Annotated in this window: 21 protein-coding genes; 14 read left to right on the top strand and 7 right to left on the bottom strand. The window is 44.5% G+C overall.

Features of this window, described 5'->3' with window-relative positions:
* Window positions 1–63: 63 nt before the first annotated feature.
* Both DC082_RS08640 and DC082_RS08635 read right to left on the bottom strand, forming a co-directional pair.
* Window positions 64–561, bottom strand: coding sequence for a GNAT family N-acetyltransferase (locus tag DC082_RS08640; RefSeq protein ID WP_109236626.1), 498 nt, complete (start codon window positions 559–561; stop codon window positions 64–66).
* A gap of 330 nt (window positions 562–891) precedes the next feature.
* Window positions 892–1,437, bottom strand: a complete 546-nt coding sequence (locus DC082_RS08635) for a hypothetical protein (protein ID WP_109236625.1) — start codon at window positions 1,435–1,437, stop codon at window positions 892–894.
* A 332-nt stretch (window positions 1,438–1,769) separates the two neighbouring features.
* Between DC082_RS08635 and DC082_RS08630 the strand changes: the two genes are divergently transcribed.
* From DC082_RS08630 to DC082_RS10790, 10 genes are all read left to right on the top strand, one after another.
* On the top strand, window positions 1,770–2,915 hold the full coding sequence (locus DC082_RS08630; RefSeq protein WP_109236624.1) for an exonuclease SbcCD subunit D: 1,146 nt from the start codon (window positions 1,770–1,772) through the stop codon (window positions 2,913–2,915).
* Window positions 2,916–2,926: 11 nt separating this feature from the next.
* A complete protein-coding gene (locus DC082_RS08625) occupies window positions 2,927–6,157 on the top strand; it encodes an AAA family ATPase (RefSeq protein WP_109236623.1) in 3,231 nt (1,076 codons plus the stop codon).
* Window positions 6,158–6,294: 137 nt separating this feature from the next.
* Window positions 6,295–6,450: a hypothetical protein gene (locus DC082_RS10825; protein WP_157957443.1), complete on the top strand. Its 156-nt coding sequence runs from the start codon at window positions 6,295–6,297 to the stop codon at window positions 6,448–6,450.
* A 28-nt stretch (window positions 6,451–6,478) separates the two neighbouring features.
* Window positions 6,479–6,634, top strand: coding sequence for a hypothetical protein (locus tag DC082_RS10820; RefSeq protein ID WP_157957442.1), 156 nt, complete (start codon window positions 6,479–6,481; stop codon window positions 6,632–6,634).
* 28 nt (window positions 6,635–6,662) lie between these two features.
* Entirely contained in the window at window positions 6,663–6,818 is a 156-nt protein-coding gene (locus DC082_RS10815) for a hypothetical protein (RefSeq protein ID WP_157957441.1), read from the top strand.
* Window positions 6,819–6,846: 28 nt separating this feature from the next.
* On the top strand, window positions 6,847–7,002 hold the full coding sequence (locus DC082_RS10810; RefSeq protein WP_157957440.1) for a hypothetical protein: 156 nt from the start codon (window positions 6,847–6,849) through the stop codon (window positions 7,000–7,002).
* A 28-nt stretch (window positions 7,003–7,030) separates the two neighbouring features.
* A complete protein-coding gene (locus DC082_RS10805) occupies window positions 7,031–7,186 on the top strand; it encodes a hypothetical protein (RefSeq protein WP_157957439.1) in 156 nt (51 codons plus the stop codon).
* Window positions 7,187–7,215: 29 nt separating this feature from the next.
* A complete protein-coding gene (locus tag DC082_RS10800; RefSeq protein WP_157957438.1) occupies window positions 7,216–7,371 on the top strand; it encodes a hypothetical protein in 156 nt (51 codons plus the stop codon).
* Window positions 7,372–7,400: 29 nt separating this feature from the next.
* Window positions 7,401–7,556, top strand: coding sequence for a hypothetical protein (locus DC082_RS10795; RefSeq protein ID WP_157957437.1), 156 nt, complete (start codon window positions 7,401–7,403; stop codon window positions 7,554–7,556).
* A 28-nt stretch (window positions 7,557–7,584) separates the two neighbouring features.
* Window positions 7,585–7,761, top strand: coding sequence for a hypothetical protein (locus tag DC082_RS10790; protein WP_157957436.1), 177 nt, complete (start codon window positions 7,585–7,587; stop codon window positions 7,759–7,761).
* On the opposite strand, the gene DC082_RS08620 is transcribed toward DC082_RS10790, so the two are convergent.
* The 3 genes from DC082_RS08620 to DC082_RS08610 all read right to left on the bottom strand — a co-directional run bounded on the left by DC082_RS08620 (window position 7,728) and on the right by DC082_RS08610 (window position 12,431).
* The gene (locus DC082_RS08620; protein ID WP_109236622.1) at window positions 7,728–9,254 is read right to left on the bottom strand and encodes an AbgT family transporter; all 1,527 of its coding nucleotides are present in this window, start codon (window positions 9,252–9,254) and stop codon (window positions 7,728–7,730) included. The two genes, DC082_RS10790 and DC082_RS08620, sit on opposite strands and share 34 nt — an antisense overlap.
* Window positions 9,255–9,577: 323 nt before the next feature.
* A complete protein-coding gene (locus DC082_RS08615; protein WP_109236621.1) occupies window positions 9,578–10,867 on the bottom strand; it encodes an amidohydrolase in 1,290 nt (429 codons plus the stop codon).
* Between the two features lie 232 nt (window positions 10,868–11,099).
* Window positions 11,100–12,431 (bottom strand): hydantoinase/carbamoylase family amidase, encoded by a 1,332-nt coding sequence (locus DC082_RS08610; protein WP_109236620.1) that lies wholly within the window; start codon window positions 12,429–12,431, stop codon window positions 11,100–11,102.
* 355 nt (window positions 12,432–12,786) lie between these two features.
* Here DC082_RS08610 and DC082_RS08605 point away from each other — a divergent pair, with 355 nt between their 5' ends.
* Both DC082_RS08605 and mfd read left to right on the top strand, forming a co-directional pair.
* Window positions 12,787–13,245, top strand: coding sequence for an RDD family protein (locus DC082_RS08605; protein ID WP_109236619.1), 459 nt, complete (start codon window positions 12,787–12,789; stop codon window positions 13,243–13,245).
* A gap of 3 nt (window positions 13,246–13,248) precedes the next feature.
* Window positions 13,249–16,611, top strand: a complete 3,363-nt coding sequence (gene mfd, locus DC082_RS08600; RefSeq protein WP_109236618.1) for a transcription-repair coupling factor — start codon at window positions 13,249–13,251, stop codon at window positions 16,609–16,611.
* On the opposite strand, the gene DC082_RS08595 is transcribed toward mfd, so the two are convergent.
* Together DC082_RS08595 and DC082_RS10785 are read right to left on the bottom strand one after the other, a co-directional pair.
* Window positions 16,546–17,019 (bottom strand): hypothetical protein, encoded by a 474-nt coding sequence (locus DC082_RS08595; RefSeq protein ID WP_109236617.1) that lies wholly within the window; start codon window positions 17,017–17,019, stop codon window positions 16,546–16,548. The genes mfd and DC082_RS08595 overlap by 66 nt on opposite strands.
* Before the next feature lie 10 nt (window positions 17,020–17,029).
* On the bottom strand, window positions 17,030–17,170 hold the full coding sequence (locus DC082_RS10785) for a hypothetical protein (RefSeq protein WP_157957435.1): 141 nt from the start codon (window positions 17,168–17,170) through the stop codon (window positions 17,030–17,032).
* An 820-nt stretch (window positions 17,171–17,990) separates the two neighbouring features.
* On the opposite strand from DC082_RS10785, the gene glmU reads away from it, so the two are divergent.
* Both glmU and DC082_RS08585 read left to right on the top strand, forming a co-directional pair.
* Window positions 17,991–19,367: a bifunctional UDP-N-acetylglucosamine diphosphorylase/glucosamine-1-phosphate N-acetyltransferase GlmU gene (glmU, locus tag DC082_RS08590; protein ID WP_109236616.1), complete on the top strand. Its 1,377-nt coding sequence runs from the start codon at window positions 17,991–17,993 to the stop codon at window positions 19,365–19,367.
* A gap of 290 nt (window positions 19,368–19,657) precedes the next feature.
* Complete coding sequence (locus DC082_RS08585; RefSeq protein WP_094567456.1) at window positions 19,658–19,972, top strand: c-type cytochrome; 315 nt, start codon at window positions 19,658–19,660, stop codon at window positions 19,970–19,972.
* Window positions 19,973–20,274 lie beyond the last annotated feature (302 nt).

Below are 20,274 nucleotides of genomic sequence, written 5' to 3'. Positions count from 1 at the left end.
GAGCGGGAACATCATATTCTCGCTCTCTCTTTTCATACTACCGACCCTTTGAAATAATCTTCCCTACTTCATAAAATGCATCATCGCATAGGGCTCTTCAGCCAAGAGATCTCCCGCCTCAGGTTCTGTTAGATCATAGATTCCATATCCCAATGCCTCAATAAATTTCACCGCGCCCTCATTATCTCGATAGATATCGATATAGCTTGCGCCCTGCTCTTCTGCCGCTCTTATCAATGCAGAGCCGATGCCAAGACGAATCCACTCCTTATCAACAGCAATACGTTCTATCGCATCCTCTTCAGCGGCAAGGATTCCAACTAACTCACCTTCAACATAAGCACCTAACAGAATTGATGTTTCACGTAAAAACTGGAGAGTCTCCGGAAGCGTTGCCGAGTAGAGCGCCTTTCCAACCCCATGATTGATCTCTGCTAATCGCTGATAAAGTAATGCTCCGGCACTTTCGATCTCCTCTTCAGATACTCGTTGAATCGTATATCGACAAGATTCGGCATCCTCTTCACGGCGTTCTTTATGTAAATCTTTCATTCTCTTCATTGTGATATCACTCCTTCTAGCATTCAATCATCATTTCAATTCTACGGCGCATATCTTACACAACTCTCCCCTAAAGTCGCTACAAGAGATCACACAAAGGACTCTCTACCAACAAAGTAGTGATCAAATAACGATCAGGTAACAAGCAAACAACAAGCAAACAACAACCAAATAACGGACAAATAACAAACAAGCAGCTATCCAATAGCCTCAAGATAGCGCTAAAACAACGATAAAAAATGCCCACCTTACAATAAGGTGAGCATTTCACTCTCTTCTTTGAACATTACAAAATCAGATCTCCTGATCGATTCTCATAACGTCTAACAACTAGTTAGGTTCTTCAATACGCCCTGGCTTACGATTAGGATTCTCATCATATGCTTTTGCCACTTTTGAGAATTTAATCGCAATAGCAGCACAGATATAAGCAAAGATCGCCCCTAAAACAGCACCGATAGGAACAATGATGAAGATCCGGTAGGAGAAAGAGCTAATACCTAACATCTGCGCAATGGGCTCATCGATAAAGAAGATAATGCCGACAATCACCAAGAGATAGAAGAAACTTAAGATAAATCCTCGTTTCAAGGCCGTTAAGCGGAAGAGCCCCCCTAAATCTTGCTTCGCAAAACCACTCATCCAGAAGCCTAAAATCAACCCAAGCGGTAAAATAGCGGAGAAGGTGATTGTTGAAAAGGGAACGATCTTACTCAACTCCATAGCCGCATTATTACCATCGGCTACCAACTTATTGAGAAGCGTAAAACCGATAATATAGGTGATTAACGCAAAGAGATTAAAGATGAAAAAAAAGGTTAATGTAATTCTACCACTCTGATTCTGCTGATAGACTTGATCCGGCCGTGTTGTCATAGCGAACTCCTTCCCACAAATATGCTAAGCTTGAGTCATTGCCTTAGAGCGTCAATAGAGGCGCGATCCCATTGTTACCCTAACAGCGATAACTGAAAAATTATCGATAAACGTTATTATTGATAGACCTATTGATAGGCCTATTGATAGATATTCAATATTTCAATATCACAATATTTCAATATCACAATATCGATAATCATTTTATAAAATTATTCTAACATATCGACTCTTTATTAAGCTCGTTATAATCAAATTCTTATAAGATATTTTTAAAAGAGAGAGAGCATCAATTGCGAGAAAGAGAAAAGAGAGAGAGGAATAGAGACGGCATGAAAATTTTACACACCGCCGATTGGCATCTTGGCAAACTAATCCATGGAATCTATATGACCGAGGATCAGCGTGCTATTTTAGCGCAGTTAACCACCTATATTAAGCAAGAGCGCCCCGATCTGATCATCATTGCCGGAGATCTCTACGATCGCGCCATCCCGCCAGTTGAAGCTATCGAACTGCTCGATCAATTTTTACATGATATTGCCCTGAAAGCCGACATTCCTATTATCGCCATTACCGGCAATCATGATAGCCCTAAGCGCCTCCAATTTGGTAATGAGTTTCTCCAAAGTCAATCCTGCTTTTTAATCACAGAGCTCGATCCCACTTTTAAACCGATCATTCTCTCGGACCAATGGGGAGAAGTCCATTTCTACCCGATTCCCTACTTAGAACCCTCTCTCGTACGCCATATTTTACAAGATGAGCATATCACCGATCACGATAGCGCCTTAAAAGCGATCGTCACCAAAATCGAAGCGCAATATGATCCTACGGTTCGTAATATTCTCATTCTTCATGCATTTGTGATCCACTCCTCTTCAAAAGAGAGACTCACCTCCGATTCAGAACGTCCGCTCGCCATTGGTGGCAGTGAATATGTCTCTGCCGAGCACTTTGAGATCTTTGATTATGTGGCGCTCGGTCATCTCCATCAAGCGCACTACATTAAAGATGAACGCATACAATACGCAGGTTCCCTCTTAAAATATTCTCAATCAGAAGCCAACCATCAAAAAGTGATCTTGGAGATTGAGCTCGGAGCTAAAGGAGAGTTGTCCATTGAGAAGGTCGCTTTTACTCCCCGTCGGGAGTTGCGTGAAGTGAAAGGATATCTCAAAGAGATTCTCCAGATGCCTCAAAGTGAAGATTACTGTTTTGTCACCCTTTTAGATGAGACGCCGGTACTCCAACCGATGGCGCAAATTCGTACTGTTTTCCCCAATGCGATGCATGTTCAGAGATTGCCGATAGAGACACCGATGTTTCACAAGAAACATTTTGAGACACCTCAAAGAGAGCGAGAGGATGATCTCTCTCTCTTTACCGGCTTCTATCGTACCCTGCTCGATAGAGAACCCGATGCCGAGACATTACAGATTTTTGCTGATGCCATCCAACAGACAGAGAGAGAGTAGAGGAGAATCCCATGCGCCCCATTCAATTAACCCTTACCGCATTTGGCCCCTATCATGGAACGGAAGTGATCGATTTTCGTAAACTTGCTCCTCATAATCTCTTTGTGATCTCCGGGAAGACCGGCGCCGGCAAAACAACGATCTTTGATGGCATCTCCTATGCACTCTTTGGTGAAGCGAGCGGTCTCGATCGTCAAGATGCCACACTCTCACTCCGAAGTGACTTTGCGATCGATGATGAGCCGACGACTGCTGAGCTTATTTTTGAGCTCAAGGGGAAAGAGTATCGCATCTTTCGTCAGCTTCCCTACCGCAAAACGGGTAACAAGACGATTACCCAAGGAAAGGCGGAGTTATATGCGCTTAACCATGATGGACCTCAAAGTGATCTCTTTGCAGAGATCCCACTTGTTGAACGGCAGATCCCCAATATGGTCAACCCTAAAATTGAGGAGCTATTAGGGCTCAATCGAGATCAATTCAATCAGCTTGTCATGCTTCCACAAGGGGAGTATCAGCGTTTTCTAACCTCTAAGACCACTGATAAAGAGGCGATTTTACGCACTGTCTTCAATACTGAACGTTATCAAACCGTTGTAGAGAATCTCAAAATGAGCGCCGATCACTCTAAAGAGAAGGTCAGAGAGATTCAATCTGGTTATAACGCCTTGATCCAATCGATCTATCGACAACTACCACCGCGGGAATCCCCTTTCTTCGAGCATTTTCAAGAGAAGAGTGAAATTCAGATCAATAGCTTTCAAGCGCTTGAAGGTTTAGCTGTAGAAGTGGCATTTTATCAAGCAGAAGAGCGCACAATTTGCAAAGAGATCACGCAACAAGAAATCATCATCGAAGCAGAGCAGGAACGACTTATAGAGAGCCGAGCACTCAATGCAAAATTCCAAGAGTTAGAGGATGCAGAAAAAAATCTTCAAGCCCTTAGCGCACAACAATTAGCGGTTGACAGCTTAAAGCATTCCGTCGCTCTTGCGGAAAAGGCATTGTCGATGGAAAAATTTGCCAATGATGCCTTTCGGTTACGTCGAGAGTACACTGAAGCGCAAAAGGCGTTAGCAGTAGCGCAAGAGCGCTTCAAAGAGGCGGAAATAGAGTATCAAAATGCGCTAGAACAACATCAACTTGCACAGAAGGAAGAGGATCTTATCACGGCGCTGAGTGAGGAGGTGACCCTCCTTGAGAGTCGAGAAAGAGAGATTGAGACGCTAGCCCAATATCAGACCACTATCTCTCAAAGCCGAGAGCAGATCACTCAGATTCAACAAGAGATCAACCGTTTAAGCGATATCATTCGCGAAGAGCAGACGAAAAAGAGTGATTGCCAGCAGAGAATAAAAAATGCTGAAAGCAATAGCGATCCTATAGCGCAATATCAACGACTCCATCGCGACTTTGAGCATTTCTCAACACTGCTTGAGAAGCAGAAGCGCGAGCAAGCAACGCTCTTATCACTCGAAGAAGAGAAAACAAGAAGAACCACTGCGCTTGAAAATGCGCAAAAAGAGCAGAAAGATGCAGCTACAAAATTTTATCAGCAACAAGCTTTAACGCTTGCCCATACGCTTGAAGATGGCAAACCTTGCCCTGTTTGTGGCAGCCTCCAGCATCCCAATAAAATCGATGGAGAAGATGCTCATATAGCAGATGAAGATTCCATCAATCCACAACATCAGTTTGAGATGGCCAATCAGAATCTGATCGCTGCTCAGCGACAATATGATCAACTACTCAATAGAGAGAAAGAGATAGAAGAGAGAGCTCAACAAGTTTCCCAAGATCTTGAAGAGTCGTGGCAGAAAATGACCACTTTCAGCCAACAAGAGCGTGATGAGATAGCGCCTCTAGCCCTACAGATCTCAACCTACGAAATGATGGTTTCATCACTTGCCTCTAATCGGCAAAAAGTACAATCTGCCTTTGATAATAGCCAAAAATCATTACAGCTATTACGAACGTTACGCCCCGAGCTTGAAGCGATTGAAACCGCTTTAATGCAACATCAAAGAGAACTCGACCAAGTAAGGGAATCTTATCAAGAGAAGAGAAACTACCTTACAGAGATGGAGAGCGCGCTCAAATCGATACTCCAAAATATCCCTGAGGAGCTGCGTGATCCTCAAGCCTATCGAACTTATCTCGATCAGCAAAAAAGCGCTTTAACAACGCTCAAAGCGCAACTCAAATTAGCAGAAAAAAGATTACAAGAAGCAGAAAAAGAGCGAGCGCTTCTCTTTCAGAAGCTAGAGCAACATCAGATACAAAAAAAGAAGCTCTCTCAAGACTCAAAAAAGGCAGAAGAGGATTTTACTCAGGCACTTATCCAAGCCTCTTTTATCAAAAAGAGTAATGATGGTACTGAAGAGGCTGATGAAGCTCAATTTATTGCAGCGCAACAGCAGATCCCCCATCTCGCTGAAAATCGTGACAAGGTGGTCGAGTTTGAACGACACTATCTCATCGCCAATGAGAAGGTCAATGCCCTCTCTCTTACTCTTGCCGGAAAAGCACCGATCGAGCTCTCCGAGCTTGAGCAAAAAGTCAATAGCAATAAAGAGAAGCTTGCAAAATTACAGAGCAGACTCCACATAAATCAACAACTTATAACACAGATAAAGCAGACGATTGCCGGGATTAATGAAATCAGTAGCGCTTTAGAGGCGGCACGTGCGCGTCATGAAAAAACAGTTGAAGTTTATGATCTTGTGCGCGGACAAAATAGTAGCCGAATCTCGCTCGAGCGCTTTATTCTCATCGAATATTTTGAAATGATTATTCATGCGGCAAATTTCCGACTCTATCAGATGAGTCATGGTCAATTTCAATTTATTCGTTCCGAAGATATTGCTGCGCGCAATGTTCAAAGTGGGCTTGATCTCAATATTTATGATGCTTATACCGGAGAAAATCGCGATGTTAAGACCCTATCCGGCGGAGAGAAATTTAAAGCTTCGCTCAGTCTCTCACTCGGCATGGCAGATGTGATTCAATCCCACAAAGGTGGCGTCTCTATCGACACCCTCTTTATCGATGAGGGATTTGGAGCGCTTGATGAGGAATCCCTTCTGCAGGCAATCGATGTTCTCATCGAGCTACAAGCTTCTGGACGTATGATCGGTGTGATCTCCCATGTAGAAGAGCTCAAGCAGGCATTGCCGGCACGTATCGAAGTCACCAAAACAAAGAGTGGTTATAGTAAAACGGCAATTATTCACCATCAATAACCCCTTCGATCTTATCGATAACGATCCTAGGGCATGCATTAGTGAAAAGAACGAAATGGTTGGCTCCCGCCCCTCAACAGATTCTCTTAAGAATCACAAGAATGATTAGCTGAAATTAATTGAAACAAAGAAGGCTGTTGAGTTGCCGGAGATCACCACTGCGCGTTTCCAAAAACCGCGTGCCGGCAATTGGCATCAAAGATGCCAAACCGTGGGCATGCACCGGTGAAAAGAACGAAATGGTTGGCTCCCGCTCCTCAACAGATTCTCTTAAGAATCACAAGAATGATTAGCTGAAATTAATTGAAACAAAGAGGGCTGTTGAGTTGCCGGAGACCACCACTGCGCGTTTCCAAAAATCACGTGCCGACAATTGGCATCAAAGATGCCAAACTGCGGGCATGCACCGGTGAAAAGAACGAAATGGTTGGCTCCCGCCCCTCAACAGCCCCTCTTAAGAATCACAAGAATGATTAGCTGAAATTAATTGAAACAAAGAAGGCTGTTGAGTTGCCGGAGATCACCACTGCGCGTTTCCAAAAACCGCGTGCCGGCAATTGGCATCAAAGATGCCAAACCGCGGGCATGCACCGGTGAAAAGAACGAAATGGTTGGCTCCCGCCCCTCAGCAAATTCTCTTAAGAATCACAAGAATGATTAGCTGAAATTAATTGAAACAAAGAGGGCTGTTGAGTTGCCGGAGATCACCACTGCGCGTTTCCAAAAATCACATGCCGGCAATTGGCATCAAAGATGCCAAACGGCGGGCATGCATTAGTGAAAAGAACGAAATGGTAACTTCCCTCCCCTTAACAGATTCTCTTAAGAACCACAAGAATGATTAGCTGAAATTAATTGAAACAAAGAGGGCTGTTGAGTTGCCGGAGGCCACCACTGCGCGTTTCCAAAAATCACGTGCCGGCAATTGGCATCAAAGATGCCAAACGGCGGGCATGCATTAGTGAAAAGAACGAAATGGTTGGCTCCCGCCTCTCAACAGATTCTCTTAAGAATCACAAGAATGATTAGCTGAAATTAATTGAAACAAAAAGAGGCTGTTGAGTTGCCAGAGATCACCATCGCGTACTTCTAAAAATCACGTGCCGGCAATTGGCATCAAAGATGCCAAACCGCGGGCATGCACCGGTGAAAAGAACGAAATAGTTGGCTCCCACCCCTCAACAGATTCTCTTAAGAATCACAAGAATGATTAGCTGAAATTAATTGAAACAAAAAGAGGCTGTTGAGTTGCCGGAGATCACCACTGCGCGTTTCCAAAAACCACGTGCCGGCAATTGGCATCAAAGATGCCAAACTGCGGGCATGCACCGGTGAAAAGAACGAAATGGTTGGCTCCCGCCCCTCAACAGATTCTCTTAAGAATCACAAGAATGATTAGCTGGAATTAATTGAAACAAAGAAGGCTGTTGAGTTGCCAGAGATCACCATCGCGTACTTCTAAAAATCACGTGCCGACAATTGGCATCAAAGATGCCAAACCGCGGGCATGCACCGGTGAAAAGAACGAAATGGTTGGCTCCCGCCTCTCAACAGCCCCTCTTAAGAATGATTACATCGGTCCTAGCGGTAGCCCTAAGCTATAGTAGATTAAAAAGAGAACTGTCCAGCTACTAATAAAGATCAAACAATAAGGCAACATAATAGAGAGGAAAGTTCCAAAGCGAACTTTCGCGTTATATTGTGCAATCAACGCTAATACCATCGGTAGATAGGGGTTTGTAGGCGAGATTACATTGGTCGTGGAATCCCCAATACGATATGCCATCTGAATCGCTTCTGGCTCAACACCGACTAACATTAAGAGCGGGACAAATACCGGCGCCATCATCGCCCATTGGGCAGAACCACTAAAGACAACAAGATTGATTAACCCTGCTAAAATCACCAGAGCCCCTAGCATCACAACATTGGGTAACTCTATCTCTGCTAAAAAATCAGCCCCCGAAACCGCAAGCCACATCGAAAGATTGGTCCAGTTAAACCAACCGATAAATTGGGCAATAAAGAAGACGAGAACAATATAACCCCCCACATTTTTTAAGGCATTGGCTAATAGTATTGGTAGATCATCAAAATGGCGAATCGTGCCGGCAAAGATCCCATAGACAATTGCACAACTGATAAAAAAGGTCATGATAATGGGAATCATGCCACTTAAGAAGGGCGATGGGACAAGACCACCACTACTATTTCTTAAGGGAGAATCCTCTGGATAGATCGTTGCAATTAAGAGTAGAACAAAGAGTAAGGCGTAAAACCCTGTAATCTTTAGAGCGCGCTTCTCTTTCGCAGTAACTTGATAATCATCTCCCCCTGCCGGCGCTAAATTATCATTGTAATCTGCCGTAATAGGAAAACGTGGCTCGATAATTTTTTCTGTAATCCATGTTCCTAAAATGGTTAAAAAAGGCACCGATAACAACATAAAGTACCAGTTTGCCGCAGGTGTAATCTCAACACCATTGATAATCTTAGAGGCTTCATTGGTGACACCGGAGAGAAGCACATCTGTCCCGGCAATAAAGATATTTGCAGTAAACCCCGCTGCAACAGCAACAAAGCCGGCACAAATTCCCACAATAGGATTCCGCTTAGTTGCTGCAAAAATGATCCCCGCGAGAGGAGGAACAAGGACAAATGCCGCATCTGATGCGAGATTGCCAACGATACCAACAATAAAAATAGAAGCGGTCACAAAACGGCGCGGCGCATTGAGTAGAAGCGCTTTAATCGCTGAATCAGCTAACCCAACCTCTTGCACAAGACCTACAGCAATCATCATACAGAGTACTAAACCGAGCGGTTTAAAGTCGATAAAGTTACTCACCGTTGATTGTAAAATATAGACTAAACCCTCTCCACTAATGAGATTGCGAATAGAGACCACATCATTCGTCACAGGATGGATCACTTCTAGGTTAATACCACTTAAAATTGCGGATAGTATCGCAATTAAGAGACAAAAAATAACAAATAGATAGAGCGGATTAGGGATCTTATTCCCAAATGATTCCACTCGATCAAACCAACTTCTCTTCTCTGCCGTCACAATGGGCCGCTCTAAATTCTTCTGCATTCGCACTCTCCTTAAATTACTTCATCTATCTACATCATCCAATGGCACTCTTCTTCAGGGCAATCTGCTCGCCCCCAAGATTGAGTACACAATTTATACTCTTTTCGACCTCATCGGCTTCTTCATCCCACAAGGTTGTCATCATCGATCTCCTTTATTGATCTATCTCTAATCTCTGCCAAACTGAAAAAGATGATCGAAGTAGAGAGACTTCGATCATTCTTCATTTTCGGTAAAACTAGCAACTTACACTAAAACTGATACTAGTAATTCATACTGATAATCCATACGGATAATCTATTTCATCTACTCCTTATCTAACATCATTTCGATGAAAGATAGGACTCAACTAAACCTACCAAAAAACTGGCCCCTAAAGGGGTAATATCATCATTAAAATCGTAATGACTATGATGCAGACCAATCGGTGCACCCGCTTCTGTTGCTACCGTGCCATTACCAATAAAGAGATAGCAACCCGGCACCCGCTCGAGATAGAAGGCAAAATCTTCACTTGTCATCTGCTGCTCAATATCGAGTTTGACCTGATCTGCACCTACAAGCTCTGTTGCGACGCTGATCGCTCTAGCCGCCTCTAACTCACTACTCACTGTGACGGGATGGCTAATCGGCCCTAAACGCATTGTCGCCTCCATCCCAAAAGCGCGCCCCATACTCTCTACTAAGAGATGCAATTGTGCAATGATCTTATGGCGCAATTTTTCATCATGGGTGCGGATCGTCCCTGCCATCTCGGCACTGCCAGCAATCGCATTGGTCGTCTCTCCACCATGAATTTGGGTAATCGCCACCACCAGAGGTGAGAGAGGATCGACAGTTCTTGCAACTAACCCCTGAATCCCTTGATAGATATGAGTTGCCACAAGAAGAGGATCTTGTGTCAACTGCGGAAGCCCGGCATGACCACTCTGTCCTTTTATGGTGATAAAGATTCGATCTGAACTTGCCATAATCGAACCTGGTTTAATGGCAAAAGTTCCCGCCGGCAATGTAGGCCAGTTATGCATCGCATAGATCGCATCTAAAGGGTAACGCGCTAAAAAATTCTCTTTAACAACTAACTGCTCGGCACCTCCCCTTCCCTCCTCCGCAGGTTGAAAGATCAAGATCGCCGTACCGGCAAAATTTCGATATTTAGCAAGATATTTTGCCGCCATCAATAGCATCGTGGTGTGACCATCATGACCGCATGCATGCATAATGCCGGGATATTCAGAGCGATAGGTAAATTGATTCTGCTCTACTATCGGCAATGCATCCATATCTGCTCGAAGACCAATCATCGGTCCCTCATAACGGCCGGCAATAGTAGCAATTACTGCCGTCTTTGCAAAGGAGAGATCGATCTTATCAACACCATAAGCTGTTAAGAGCTCGACCACTTTCGCGCTTGTCGCTGACTCTTCAAATCCCAACTCTGGGTGCTGATGGAAAGCGTGACGGATCGCTCTCGCCTCCTCTTGCCAGCCTTCGATCTCTTGCAAAATCGCTTGAGCACGATGCCTTTTAACACAATGCGCTTGCGAATCTTCCTCTTGAATATTTCCCTCTTGAATATCTGCTAAAACGCCTCTTCGCTCACCTTCATTCATCGATATTACTCCACTCTTCTTCTCATCCCTTTAACTAAAATTGATCGAGCGCATTCGCTCAAATCTCCCTAAAGGGCGCCTATTTCGCCCTTCTCTTCTTCCTATATACCCCATAATGAAGAAAGATGAAAGGAGGATGGAAGGAAGATGAAGGAAGATAGAAACGCTTCCTAAGAAGCGTGAGGTTAGAAATCTTAGTAGAGATAGCGAGATATTGAAATCATCTTCAAATTTAGAGCGATAAATCCAATATCAACGCAGAAAAGAGGGAGATTCCCCGAATAATATCTGCCTCATGACTCAACTCTTGAGCATGATGACTCAATCCATCGACCGAAGGGATAAAGAGCATTACCGTTGGCATCAATTGTGCCATAAAGGCTGCATCATGTCCGGCACCACTTAAGAGCGAATGAGATCGATATCCCAACCGCTCGGCCCAAGAGGTTGCCTGCGCCTGAAGAGCTCTATCGAAAAGAACAGGCTCTGTAGTAGAGAGTCGCGTCAACTTACTTGAGAGCTGATACTGCTTCTCAATGTGACTCTGCTGCTCCTTTAGCGCCTCTAAAAAACGATCCCGATATTGCGTCCTAGAAAAACGGATATCCACTACCAGTTGCGCAGCTCCCGGCACAACATTGATCGCATTAGGCGTCGTAATGAGCCTGCCACAGGTTGCTACAAAATAGCCTTGTTCAAGCGCAGCCTCTGCTGCCATCTCAATCGCTAATTGATGAATCCTTGTGATCAATGCCGATGCCCCCACAAGGGCATCTTCTCTTAAGGTCATCGGGGTTGTACCGGAGTGATTCTGCTTACCGCTAATATTAATCTCCACACGATCGATTCCCACAATACCGGAGACAATTCCCACTTCCCGATCCAATGCTTCTAAGAGAGGTCCCTGCTCAATATGGAGTTCAACAAAACAATTTCCCGACTTTGGTGAAAGCAGATCACTCTGGAAGGGCGCTTCTCCCCCCATTTTGACAATAGCATCTGCTAACACTTCATCGGTGTAGGGATTTTTTCGTGCTAAATCTTGCTCGCTCAATACGCCGGCTAAACCTCTACTGCCGATACAAGAGAGCCCCCAATCACTACTCTCCTCTGCTAAAAAATCGATTAGTTCTAGAGAGTATTGCGGTTTTTCTCCGGAAGTGATGATGCTTTGCAGCACTGAGATCCCGGCAATCACCCCTAAGATACCATCATAGAGCCCTCCACCCGGTACCGTATCTGTGTGGGAGCCAAAGTAGATCGTCTCCGCTCTCTCCCCCTCTAAACGCGCCCGAAGATTGCCAATGGCATCATAGTAAGGCGTTAAACCTAATGCACTTAATCGTTCAACGAGCCATGCTCTACCAGCTAGATACTGATCGGTAAATGCACGGCGCGTATAGGGCTGATCAGAATCGGTTAATGCTTTTAAAGCAGCAAAATCAGCAAAGATCGATGGCTGATCAATCTGACCTACTAATTGTAAAATCTTCAGGTTTCGCGCTTCTTCCGATCTCACCCGCTCCCCCTTCATCATCCCTTCCCTCATCATCTCTTCCTCCATATTACTCCGCCTCACTAATGGCTCACTGATAGCTCACTGGTAATTCACTCATAATTCACTAATGACTCATTGACAGCTCATTGATAACTCATTGACAAACCATTGATAACTCATTAATAAGTGATTGCTTACTGATTGATAACTCATTACTGATTCATTCATAGCTACTCCTTACTATTGACCCATCACTGATAAAAATGCAACGGCGAAATCCCCTCCGCAATTCTGCAATAGGCATGTTAAAATAGTAGCCATTTTTTAATCCATGATTTAAAAGTCTCTCGAGATGATCTTGTTTTAAAGTCGCCTACTAAGACTTCGATCTCTCAATCGATCAATCTATGAGGAGTTGTAGATGACAACCTATCCCCGTGCCCTACTCCACCGCCGACTCGGCGCTCTGCTATACGATATTCTCGCGATCTTTGCCTTAGAGATGGTGATTGCTGTGATCTTCTTGCCCTTTAATGGTGGCAATGCCATTGAAGCGGATCATCCCCTCTTTCCCCTTCAACGAACACTCTTTGCGTTGCTCCCCTTTATCTACTTTCTCTTCTTCTGGTTAAGGGATGCCCATACAACCGGCATGCGCGCATGGCGTCTACGTATTCAACAGATCGATGGTCGTCCTATTACAGCTCAACGAGCTATTCTTCGCCTGCTTACCGCGATCATTAGCTGGATTCCATTGGGCTTAGGCTTTTTATGGGTCTTTGTCTCCCCAACTCGCCTCGCCTGGCATGATAAACTCTCCGGCACTGAGATTATTCAACTTCCTAAAAAAGAGAAACAATCTAACAAAAAGCGCGCTTAAGTTATGAAAAAAATTGCCCTCCCCTCTCGCTCTATCCCCGTGCAGAAACGTACTATTGAGTGGGAGATTGAAAACCCTGCTCATTTTGCCCTCAACCTGGTCAACTCAGCAAAGAGTAGCGATCAAACCTTGGTGGTGATTGTTAATGATATGCGCAAAGCAGAAAATCTTGCGCAAGATTGCACCTTTTTTGGGGGTGAAGCGGCGATTTTTCCCGATACTGAAACGCTCCCTTACGATCCCTTCTCTCCTCAGATCGATATCATCTCCGAACGACTCTCCCTTCTCTTCCATCTGAAGTCCGGCAATCGTAAGATTGTGATTATCACAATCCCCACTCTCCTTGAGCGCCTTCCTCCTCGCGAATTCTTCGATGCAAATGTCCTCCTCTTTCAACGAGGCGATATTATCGATCGCGAACAGTTTCGCCTCAATCTAGAAGCTGCGGGCTATCTCGCTGTCTCCAATGTTCTCTCTCCGGGTGAATTCTCTGCACGCGGCTCACTCTTCGATCTCTTTCCAATGGGAGAAAAAGCACCACTTCGAATCGATTTTTTCGACAATGAGATCGATTCAATTCGCACTTTCGATCCAGAAAGTGGCGATACTATTGAAACCTTTGAGAAATTATCACTCCTGCCAACACGAGAGCTCGATATGAGCCCCAAAGGTTTGGAGACCTTTGCCCAAAAATACCGATCCACCTTTACCGATGATCCTGCTATTTTAAGCAAATCTCATATCTATCAAGAGACAACCAAGGGGAATCTCCCCTCCGGCATTGAAAACTATATGCCCCTCTTCTTCGATAATAGCGCTACCTTTTTCGACTATCTCCCGACGACAACTTCGCTCATTCTCTACCCTCATGTCGAGCAGGAAGCACTCCGTTTTCAAGAGCTGATCGAGACTCGATTTGAACGCTATCGCCACGATCATCTCAAACCGATTCTCCCCCCAACGCGCCTCTATCTCACCCCTAAAGGGGCGGAGAGCCTCATTAGTCACTATCCACAGGTTGATCTTCGCTTTACTACGCAGTTTCAACCTTCGATCGATCTTAAAGCATTAAAGACACAAGCAGAATCGGGGAAAAGCCCTCTCTTTCTCTGCGCTGAAACATCAGGACGCCGTGAAAATCTTCTCAATCGCTTAACCAATGAGGAGATCACACCTGTTGTAAGCCCCTCATTGCAAGCGGCATTTGCTCAACCAGCCCCTTTAATGCTCTTAACAGGGGCATTGAGTCAAGGTTTCTCAAATGAAACCCCGCCCTTTAAGATGGTCACAGAAGCGGAATTCTTGGGAGTCAAACCACGAGAATATCGGGCAAAAGGGAAAATTGCCGATATTGAGGCGATGTTAACCAACCTCGATACATTGGAAATTGGCGATCCCATTATCCATATCAACCACGGGATTGGCCGTTATGCCGGTATGGATATTATCGATGATACCGAACTTGTGGTGATTCAATATAGAGATAATGCCAAGCTCTATGTTCCCGTCACCTCGCTCGATCTCCTCTCTAAATATTCAGGCAGTGAGAAGAGTAGCGCACCGCTCCATAAGTTAGGCTCTGATCAGTGGGATAAAGCTCGAAGAAAAGCAGCTGAGAAGGCAAATGATACCGCTGCTGAGCTACTCGATATCTATGCTCGCCGAGAGGCGCAATCGGGTAAAGGAATGACTCTGCCTGAAGAGTATCACGCCTTTGCCGAAAGCTTCCCCTATAAAACAACACCCGATCAGCAGCGAGCGATCGATGCCGTTTTAAGTGATCTTGAAGCGGGAAAGATGGATCGTATTGTCTGTGGTGATGTTGGTTTTGGGAAGACAGAAGTGGCAATGCGTGCGGCATTTATGGCGGCAATGAATGGTTATCAGGTGGCAATATTAGCCCCTACAACTCTTCTTGCTGAGCAACATGCCACCGCCTTTGAGGATCGTTTTGCCGATTGGCCCATTAAGATTGCCGCGCTCTCCCGTTTTCGTAAGAGTCGAGAGACAAGGGAGATCTTAGCTAGCCTCGAGAAAGGGGAGATCGATATTATTATCGGCACCCATCGTCTGCTCTCAGAAGATACCCGCTTTCATAATTTAGGTTTAGTGATTATCGATGAAGAGCATCGATTTGGAGTCAAACAGAAGGAGCGCCTTCGTGCTTTAAGAGCAGAGGTGAACTTTATGGCGATGACTGCAACACCCATTCCTCGCACACTCAATATGGGCTTAACAGGGCTTAAAGCGCTCTCCATTATTGCAACACCTCCCGAAAATCGTATCGCGGTACAGACCTTTGTCAATGAGTGGAGTGATGAACTGATTGTTGAAGCCTGTATGCGTGAATTTAAACGGGGCGGACAGGTCTATTTCCTCCACAATGAGGTGAAAAGTATTGAGCTCGTTGCCGAGCGACTTGCCGCGCTAATGCCCAATATCTCTATCGGTATGGCGCATGGGCAGATGCATGAGAATGAGTTGGAAAAAGTGATGCTCGATTTCTATCATCATCGTATCAATATCCTTCTCTGTACCACCATTATTGAATCGGGGATCGATGTTCCTAATGCCAATACGGTGATTATCAATCGTGCAGATCATCTTGGACTTGCGCAACTTCATCAGATTCGGGGCCGTGTTGGTCGTTCTCATCATCGTGCTTTCTGTTATCTTATCGTGCCGGAAGCGGCAGCAATGACAAGTGATGCGAAAAAACGGATTGAAGCGATTGCCACGACCGATACTTTAGGTGCCGGCTTTATGTTAGCCAATCATGATTTAGAGATACGAGGTGCCGGAGAGCTCTTAGGAGATCAGCAAAGTGGTGAGATCAATGCGATCGGTTTCTCTCTCTATATGGAGCTCTTAAGTGAAGCGGCAGAGATGATTAAACGGGGTGGAAAACTCGATGTTGCAGATCCCTTCAACAAAGGATTAGAGATCACCATCGGTGCGCCGGCATTGATTCAAGAGGATTTTATCTTTGATGTTGCGATCCGTCTCTCCTACTACAAACGGATCGCTAGTGCGAAGAGTATCGATGCGCTCGATCAGATTCAGATCGAAATGATCGACCGTTTTGGTCTTCTACCCGATACAACAAAACGCCTCTTCAAAATTGCCGAGCTTAAATTAAAAGCAAAGCCACTCAACTTAAAGAAGATCGAAGCGAATGCCCAAGGAGTACGCATTCTCTTTGGAGAACAGCCTCGTATCAATACGCCAAAATTAATCAGCCTGATTCAGGAGCAACCTCAATTTTATCAACTTCAAGGGCAAGAGGCCCTACGTTACAAGTTACCCCTTGAGAGCCCAGAACTTCGCATCAATGCCATCAGCCGCCTGATCGATCTTCTCAGCTAATAGCAAGAAGATCACCCTTGTCGGCACGTGGTTTTTGGAAACGCGCAGTGGTAATCTCCGGCAATTCATCAGCTTTTTGTTTTGACCAATCACAATATTGTTCTTAAGAAAATTCGTGGAGTTGCGGGAACCGACCATCTCAATCTTTTCACCGGTGCATGCCCGCCATTCGGCATCCTCGATGCCAACTGCCGGCGCGTAGTTTATGGCAGTGTATGAGAGTAAAATCCGGCAGCGCTCAGCCTCTTTTATTCCAAGAAAATAGTCAGCGATGGGGAATCGCCTCTTGCCGGCATGCAATTTATGGAAGTATGCGGTGGTGATCTCCGGCAATTCATCAGCTTTTTTGTTTTGATCAATCACAATATTGTTCTTAAGAAAATTCGTGGAGCTGCGGGAACCGACCATCTCAATCTTTTTACCGATGCATGCCCGCCATTCGGCATCTTCGATGCCGAGAGTTATTGCGATGGAATGTGATAATTTCCGGTGATAGATGATCGCCACTTGCCGGCACGTGGTTTTTGGAAACGCGCAGTGGTAATCTCCGGCAACTCAACAGCCTTCTTTGTTTCAATTTATCTCAGCTAATCATTCTTATGATTCTTAAGAGGATCTGTTGAGAGGCGGGAGCCGACTATTTCGTTCTTTTCACCGATGCATGCCCGCGGGTCGGCATCTTTGATGCCAACTGCCGGCGCGTGGTCTGAGGAAGGGCGCGATAGTGAGATCCGGCAACGTTCAGCCTTTGCTGTTTTGATGAATTACTCTTAAGAAGGTTTATGGAGGGGCGGGAGCCAACTATTTAGTCCTTTTCACCGATGCATGCCCGCCATTCAGCATCCTCGATGCCAACTGCCGGCGCGCGATTTATTGAAGCATGCAGTGGTAAACTCCGGCAACTCAACAGCCTTCTTTGTTTCAATTTATCTCAGCTAATCATTCTTATGATTCTTAAGAGGATCTGTTGAGAGGCGGGAGCCGACTATTTCGTTCTTTTCACCGATGCATGCCCGCCATTCGGCATCCTCGATGCCAACTGCCGGCACACGATTTATAGAAACACGCAGTGGTAATCTCCGGCAGCGTTCAGCCTTTACTATTTTGATGAGTTGACAGAGATTCCCGGTAAAGATTGATCTTATCCCGCTTTGCCAAAAATTTCCTGAAGTGATCAGCGTAAAAGATTAAAATGGGGAGATCGATATCGGGTCGGCATCATGGTCGATAGGCTCAATTAAACCTTTTTGTTGAGCCGAAAAAAGTCTATAGAGCCGAGAGATACAATATCATTTACCATATCTCTACGATATATCATTGTATTATTTGAACAATCTTATTGATCAATAAGAGCTATCAAAAGAAAAGGAATTTAGGATATGAAAAAGCTTTCCATCGTCATTCTAGCGGCAGGTTTAGGTTCTAGAATGAAATCAGCACTCCCCAAGCCCCTCCATAAAATTGGAGGCAAGCCGATGCTTGAACATGTTTTAGAGAGTGCAAGAAAGCTCAATCCCGATCGTTTAATTGTTGTTTATGGTCACCGTGGAGAAGAGCTACAAGCGGCCTTTACCCACCATGAAGATATCACTTGGGCAAAACAAGAGACCTTTGAAGGTACCGGAGATGCGATGAAGTACGCACTGCCCTACACCATTGAAGACTCTACCGTCCTCGTCCTCTATGGTGATACACCATTGATCCGTGCAGAAACATTGGAAGAGCTCGTCAAGAATGCCGAAAATACGCGCCTCAACTGGTTGATCTCTTCTGTTGAAAATCCTACCGGTTATGGCCGTATTATTCGTGACCATAATCATCATATGATTGCGATTATTGAAGAGAAAGATGCCAATGAGACCGAAAAAGAGATCAAAGAGATCAATACCGGTATCTTCGCCATCTGCCAAAACTTCTTAAAAGAGGCGCTTCCACAGATCGATAATGATAATCAACAAAATGAGTACTATCTCACCGATGTTGCAAAACTTGCAGTCCAAAATGGAATCACGATCCATACTATCGAGGAAGATCCAGCAGTGATCCAGGGCGTTAATGATCGTATTCAATTGGCTAATCTTGAGCGCTACTATCAGCAAGAGATGGCAAAACAACTCATGCTCAATGGTATTACGATCGATCATCCCGACTCTTTAACGATTCGTGGACGTGTTCAGAATGACCTCGATTGCCATATCGAAGCGAATGTGATTTTAGAAGGTAAAGTGATCTTAGGTAAAAACGTTGTGATCCGTACCGGTAGCGTCTTAAAAAATGTCGTTATTGATGATAACACCATTATTCATCCCTACTCTGTTATTGAGAATGCTTCAATCGGTGCGAATGCCTCTATCGGTCCTTTTGCACGCATTCGGGAGAATAGTAAATTGGGGGATAATACCCGTATTGGTAACTTTGTTGAGACTAAAAATAGCACTCTGGCAGAGGGGGCTAAAGCTTCCCATCTTGCCTATTTAGGGGATGCTACGATCGGCAAGGAGAGTAATATTGGCGCAGGTGTTATTACCTGCAACTACGATGGAGCAAACAAGCATCAGACCATTATTGGCGATCATGCCTTTATCGGTTCGAATAGCTCCTTAGTAGCGCCCGTTAAAATTGGTAATCATGCAGCAACAGCCGCGGGTTCTATTGTTCCTAAAGATGTTAAAGATCATACCTTAGTTCGTAATCGCTTAGAGGCGATTCATGTGGAAAATTGGGAGATTCCGAAAAAAGGGGATACTAAAAAATAAATTTTAAAAGTTTTTAAAAGCTTCTTAAAGTTGCTTAAAACTTCTTAAAGTGCAGATGATCCCGATCATCTGCCCAATCAGTTGAAAATTGATATACAAAAATATAGAGTAAATACTCCCATTTAACGGTAGAATAGTGGATGATTCTGGTAGAATAGAAGTTATATGGATGTGATTTATGGCGACATCTATTGTGGATCCGCTCCGAGCAGAAGCATTCGATCACAATAGTTACTAGCAGAGTCACAATAGACTTCAGTGATGAATCATTCAATTAAAAGGAAATTCATATGAAAAAAATTCTTCTTATTGCCGCTTCATTCGCAGCACTTTCAGTTCCAACTTTTGCACAGGTTGATCCTGAGCTTGCAACAGCTTCAGGTTGCTTTGCTTGCCATCGTCAAGATAGCAAATTAATTGGCCCAAGCTACGATGAAGTATACGAAAAGTATAAAGATGATGATGGTGCTGAAACCTATCTTGTTGAGAAAGTCACCAACGGTGGTTCAGGTGTTTGGGGTCCTATTCCAATGGCACCTAACTTACACATTCCACAAGAGAAGATTCAACTCTTAGTACAACAGATTCTTCATAAAGCAAACTAATTAGAAAGCAGAATGAAGCAAAGTTACGCTAATTTGTAACTTGTCATAAAAGATCAATTAAAAGATCGATAGATATCAAAATGCCACCATAGAGTTATCAATGGTGGCATTTTTTTATTGCTCTTTATTAGATTGTTGATTGAAAAAGGCTGATGAATTGCCGGAGATCACCACCGCATACTTCCATAAATTGCATGCCGGCAAGAGGCGATTCCCCATCGCTGACTATTTTCTTAAAATAAAAGAGGCTGAGCGCTGCCGGATTTTACTCTCATACACTGCCATAAACTACGCGCCGGCAG

Origin of the sequence: Ignatzschineria indica, from assembly GCF_003121925.1 — a bacterium.
In the GTDB taxonomy this organism is placed as follows: Bacteria; Pseudomonadota; Gammaproteobacteria; order Cardiobacteriales; family Wohlfahrtiimonadaceae; genus Ignatzschineria; species Ignatzschineria indica.
This window is presented reverse-complemented; position numbering and strand designations above follow the sequence as displayed.

Coding starts and splice junctions, on each gene's coding strand:
- DC082_RS08620 (WP_109236622.1), bottom strand. CDS start 9,254: ATGCAGAAGAATTTAGAGCGGCCCATTGTGACGGCAGAGAAGAGAAGT.
- DC082_RS08615 (WP_109236621.1), bottom strand. CDS start 10,867: ATGAATGAAGGTGAGCGAAGAGGCGTTTTAGCAGATATTCAAGAGGGA.
- mfd (WP_109236618.1), top strand. CDS start 13,249: ATGAAAAAAATTGCCCTCCCCTCTCGCTCTATCCCCGTGCAGAAACGT.
- DC082_RS08635 (WP_109236625.1), bottom strand. CDS start 1,437: ATGACAACACGGCCGGATCAAGTCTATCAGCAGAATCAGAGTGGTAGA.
- DC082_RS08595 (WP_109236617.1), bottom strand. CDS start 17,019: ATGGTCGGTTCCCGCAGCTCCACGAATTTTCTTAAGAACAATATTGTG.
- DC082_RS08585 (WP_094567456.1), top strand. CDS start 19,658: ATGAAAAAAATTCTTCTTATTGCCGCTTCATTCGCAGCACTTTCAGTT.
- DC082_RS08625 (WP_109236623.1), top strand. CDS start 2,927: ATGCGCCCCATTCAATTAACCCTTACCGCATTTGGCCCCTATCATGGA.
- DC082_RS08630 (WP_109236624.1), top strand. CDS start 1,770: ATGAAAATTTTACACACCGCCGATTGGCATCTTGGCAAACTAATCCAT.
- glmU (WP_109236616.1), top strand. CDS start 17,991: ATGAAAAAGCTTTCCATCGTCATTCTAGCGGCAGGTTTAGGTTCTAGA.
- DC082_RS08605 (WP_109236619.1), top strand. CDS start 12,787: ATGACAACCTATCCCCGTGCCCTACTCCACCGCCGACTCGGCGCTCTG.
- DC082_RS08610 (WP_109236620.1), bottom strand. CDS start 12,431: ATGGAGGAAGAGATGATGAGGGAAGGGATGATGAAGGGGGAGCGGGTG.
- DC082_RS08640 (WP_109236626.1), bottom strand. CDS start 561: ATGAAGAGAATGAAAGATTTACATAAAGAACGCCGTGAAGAGGATGCC.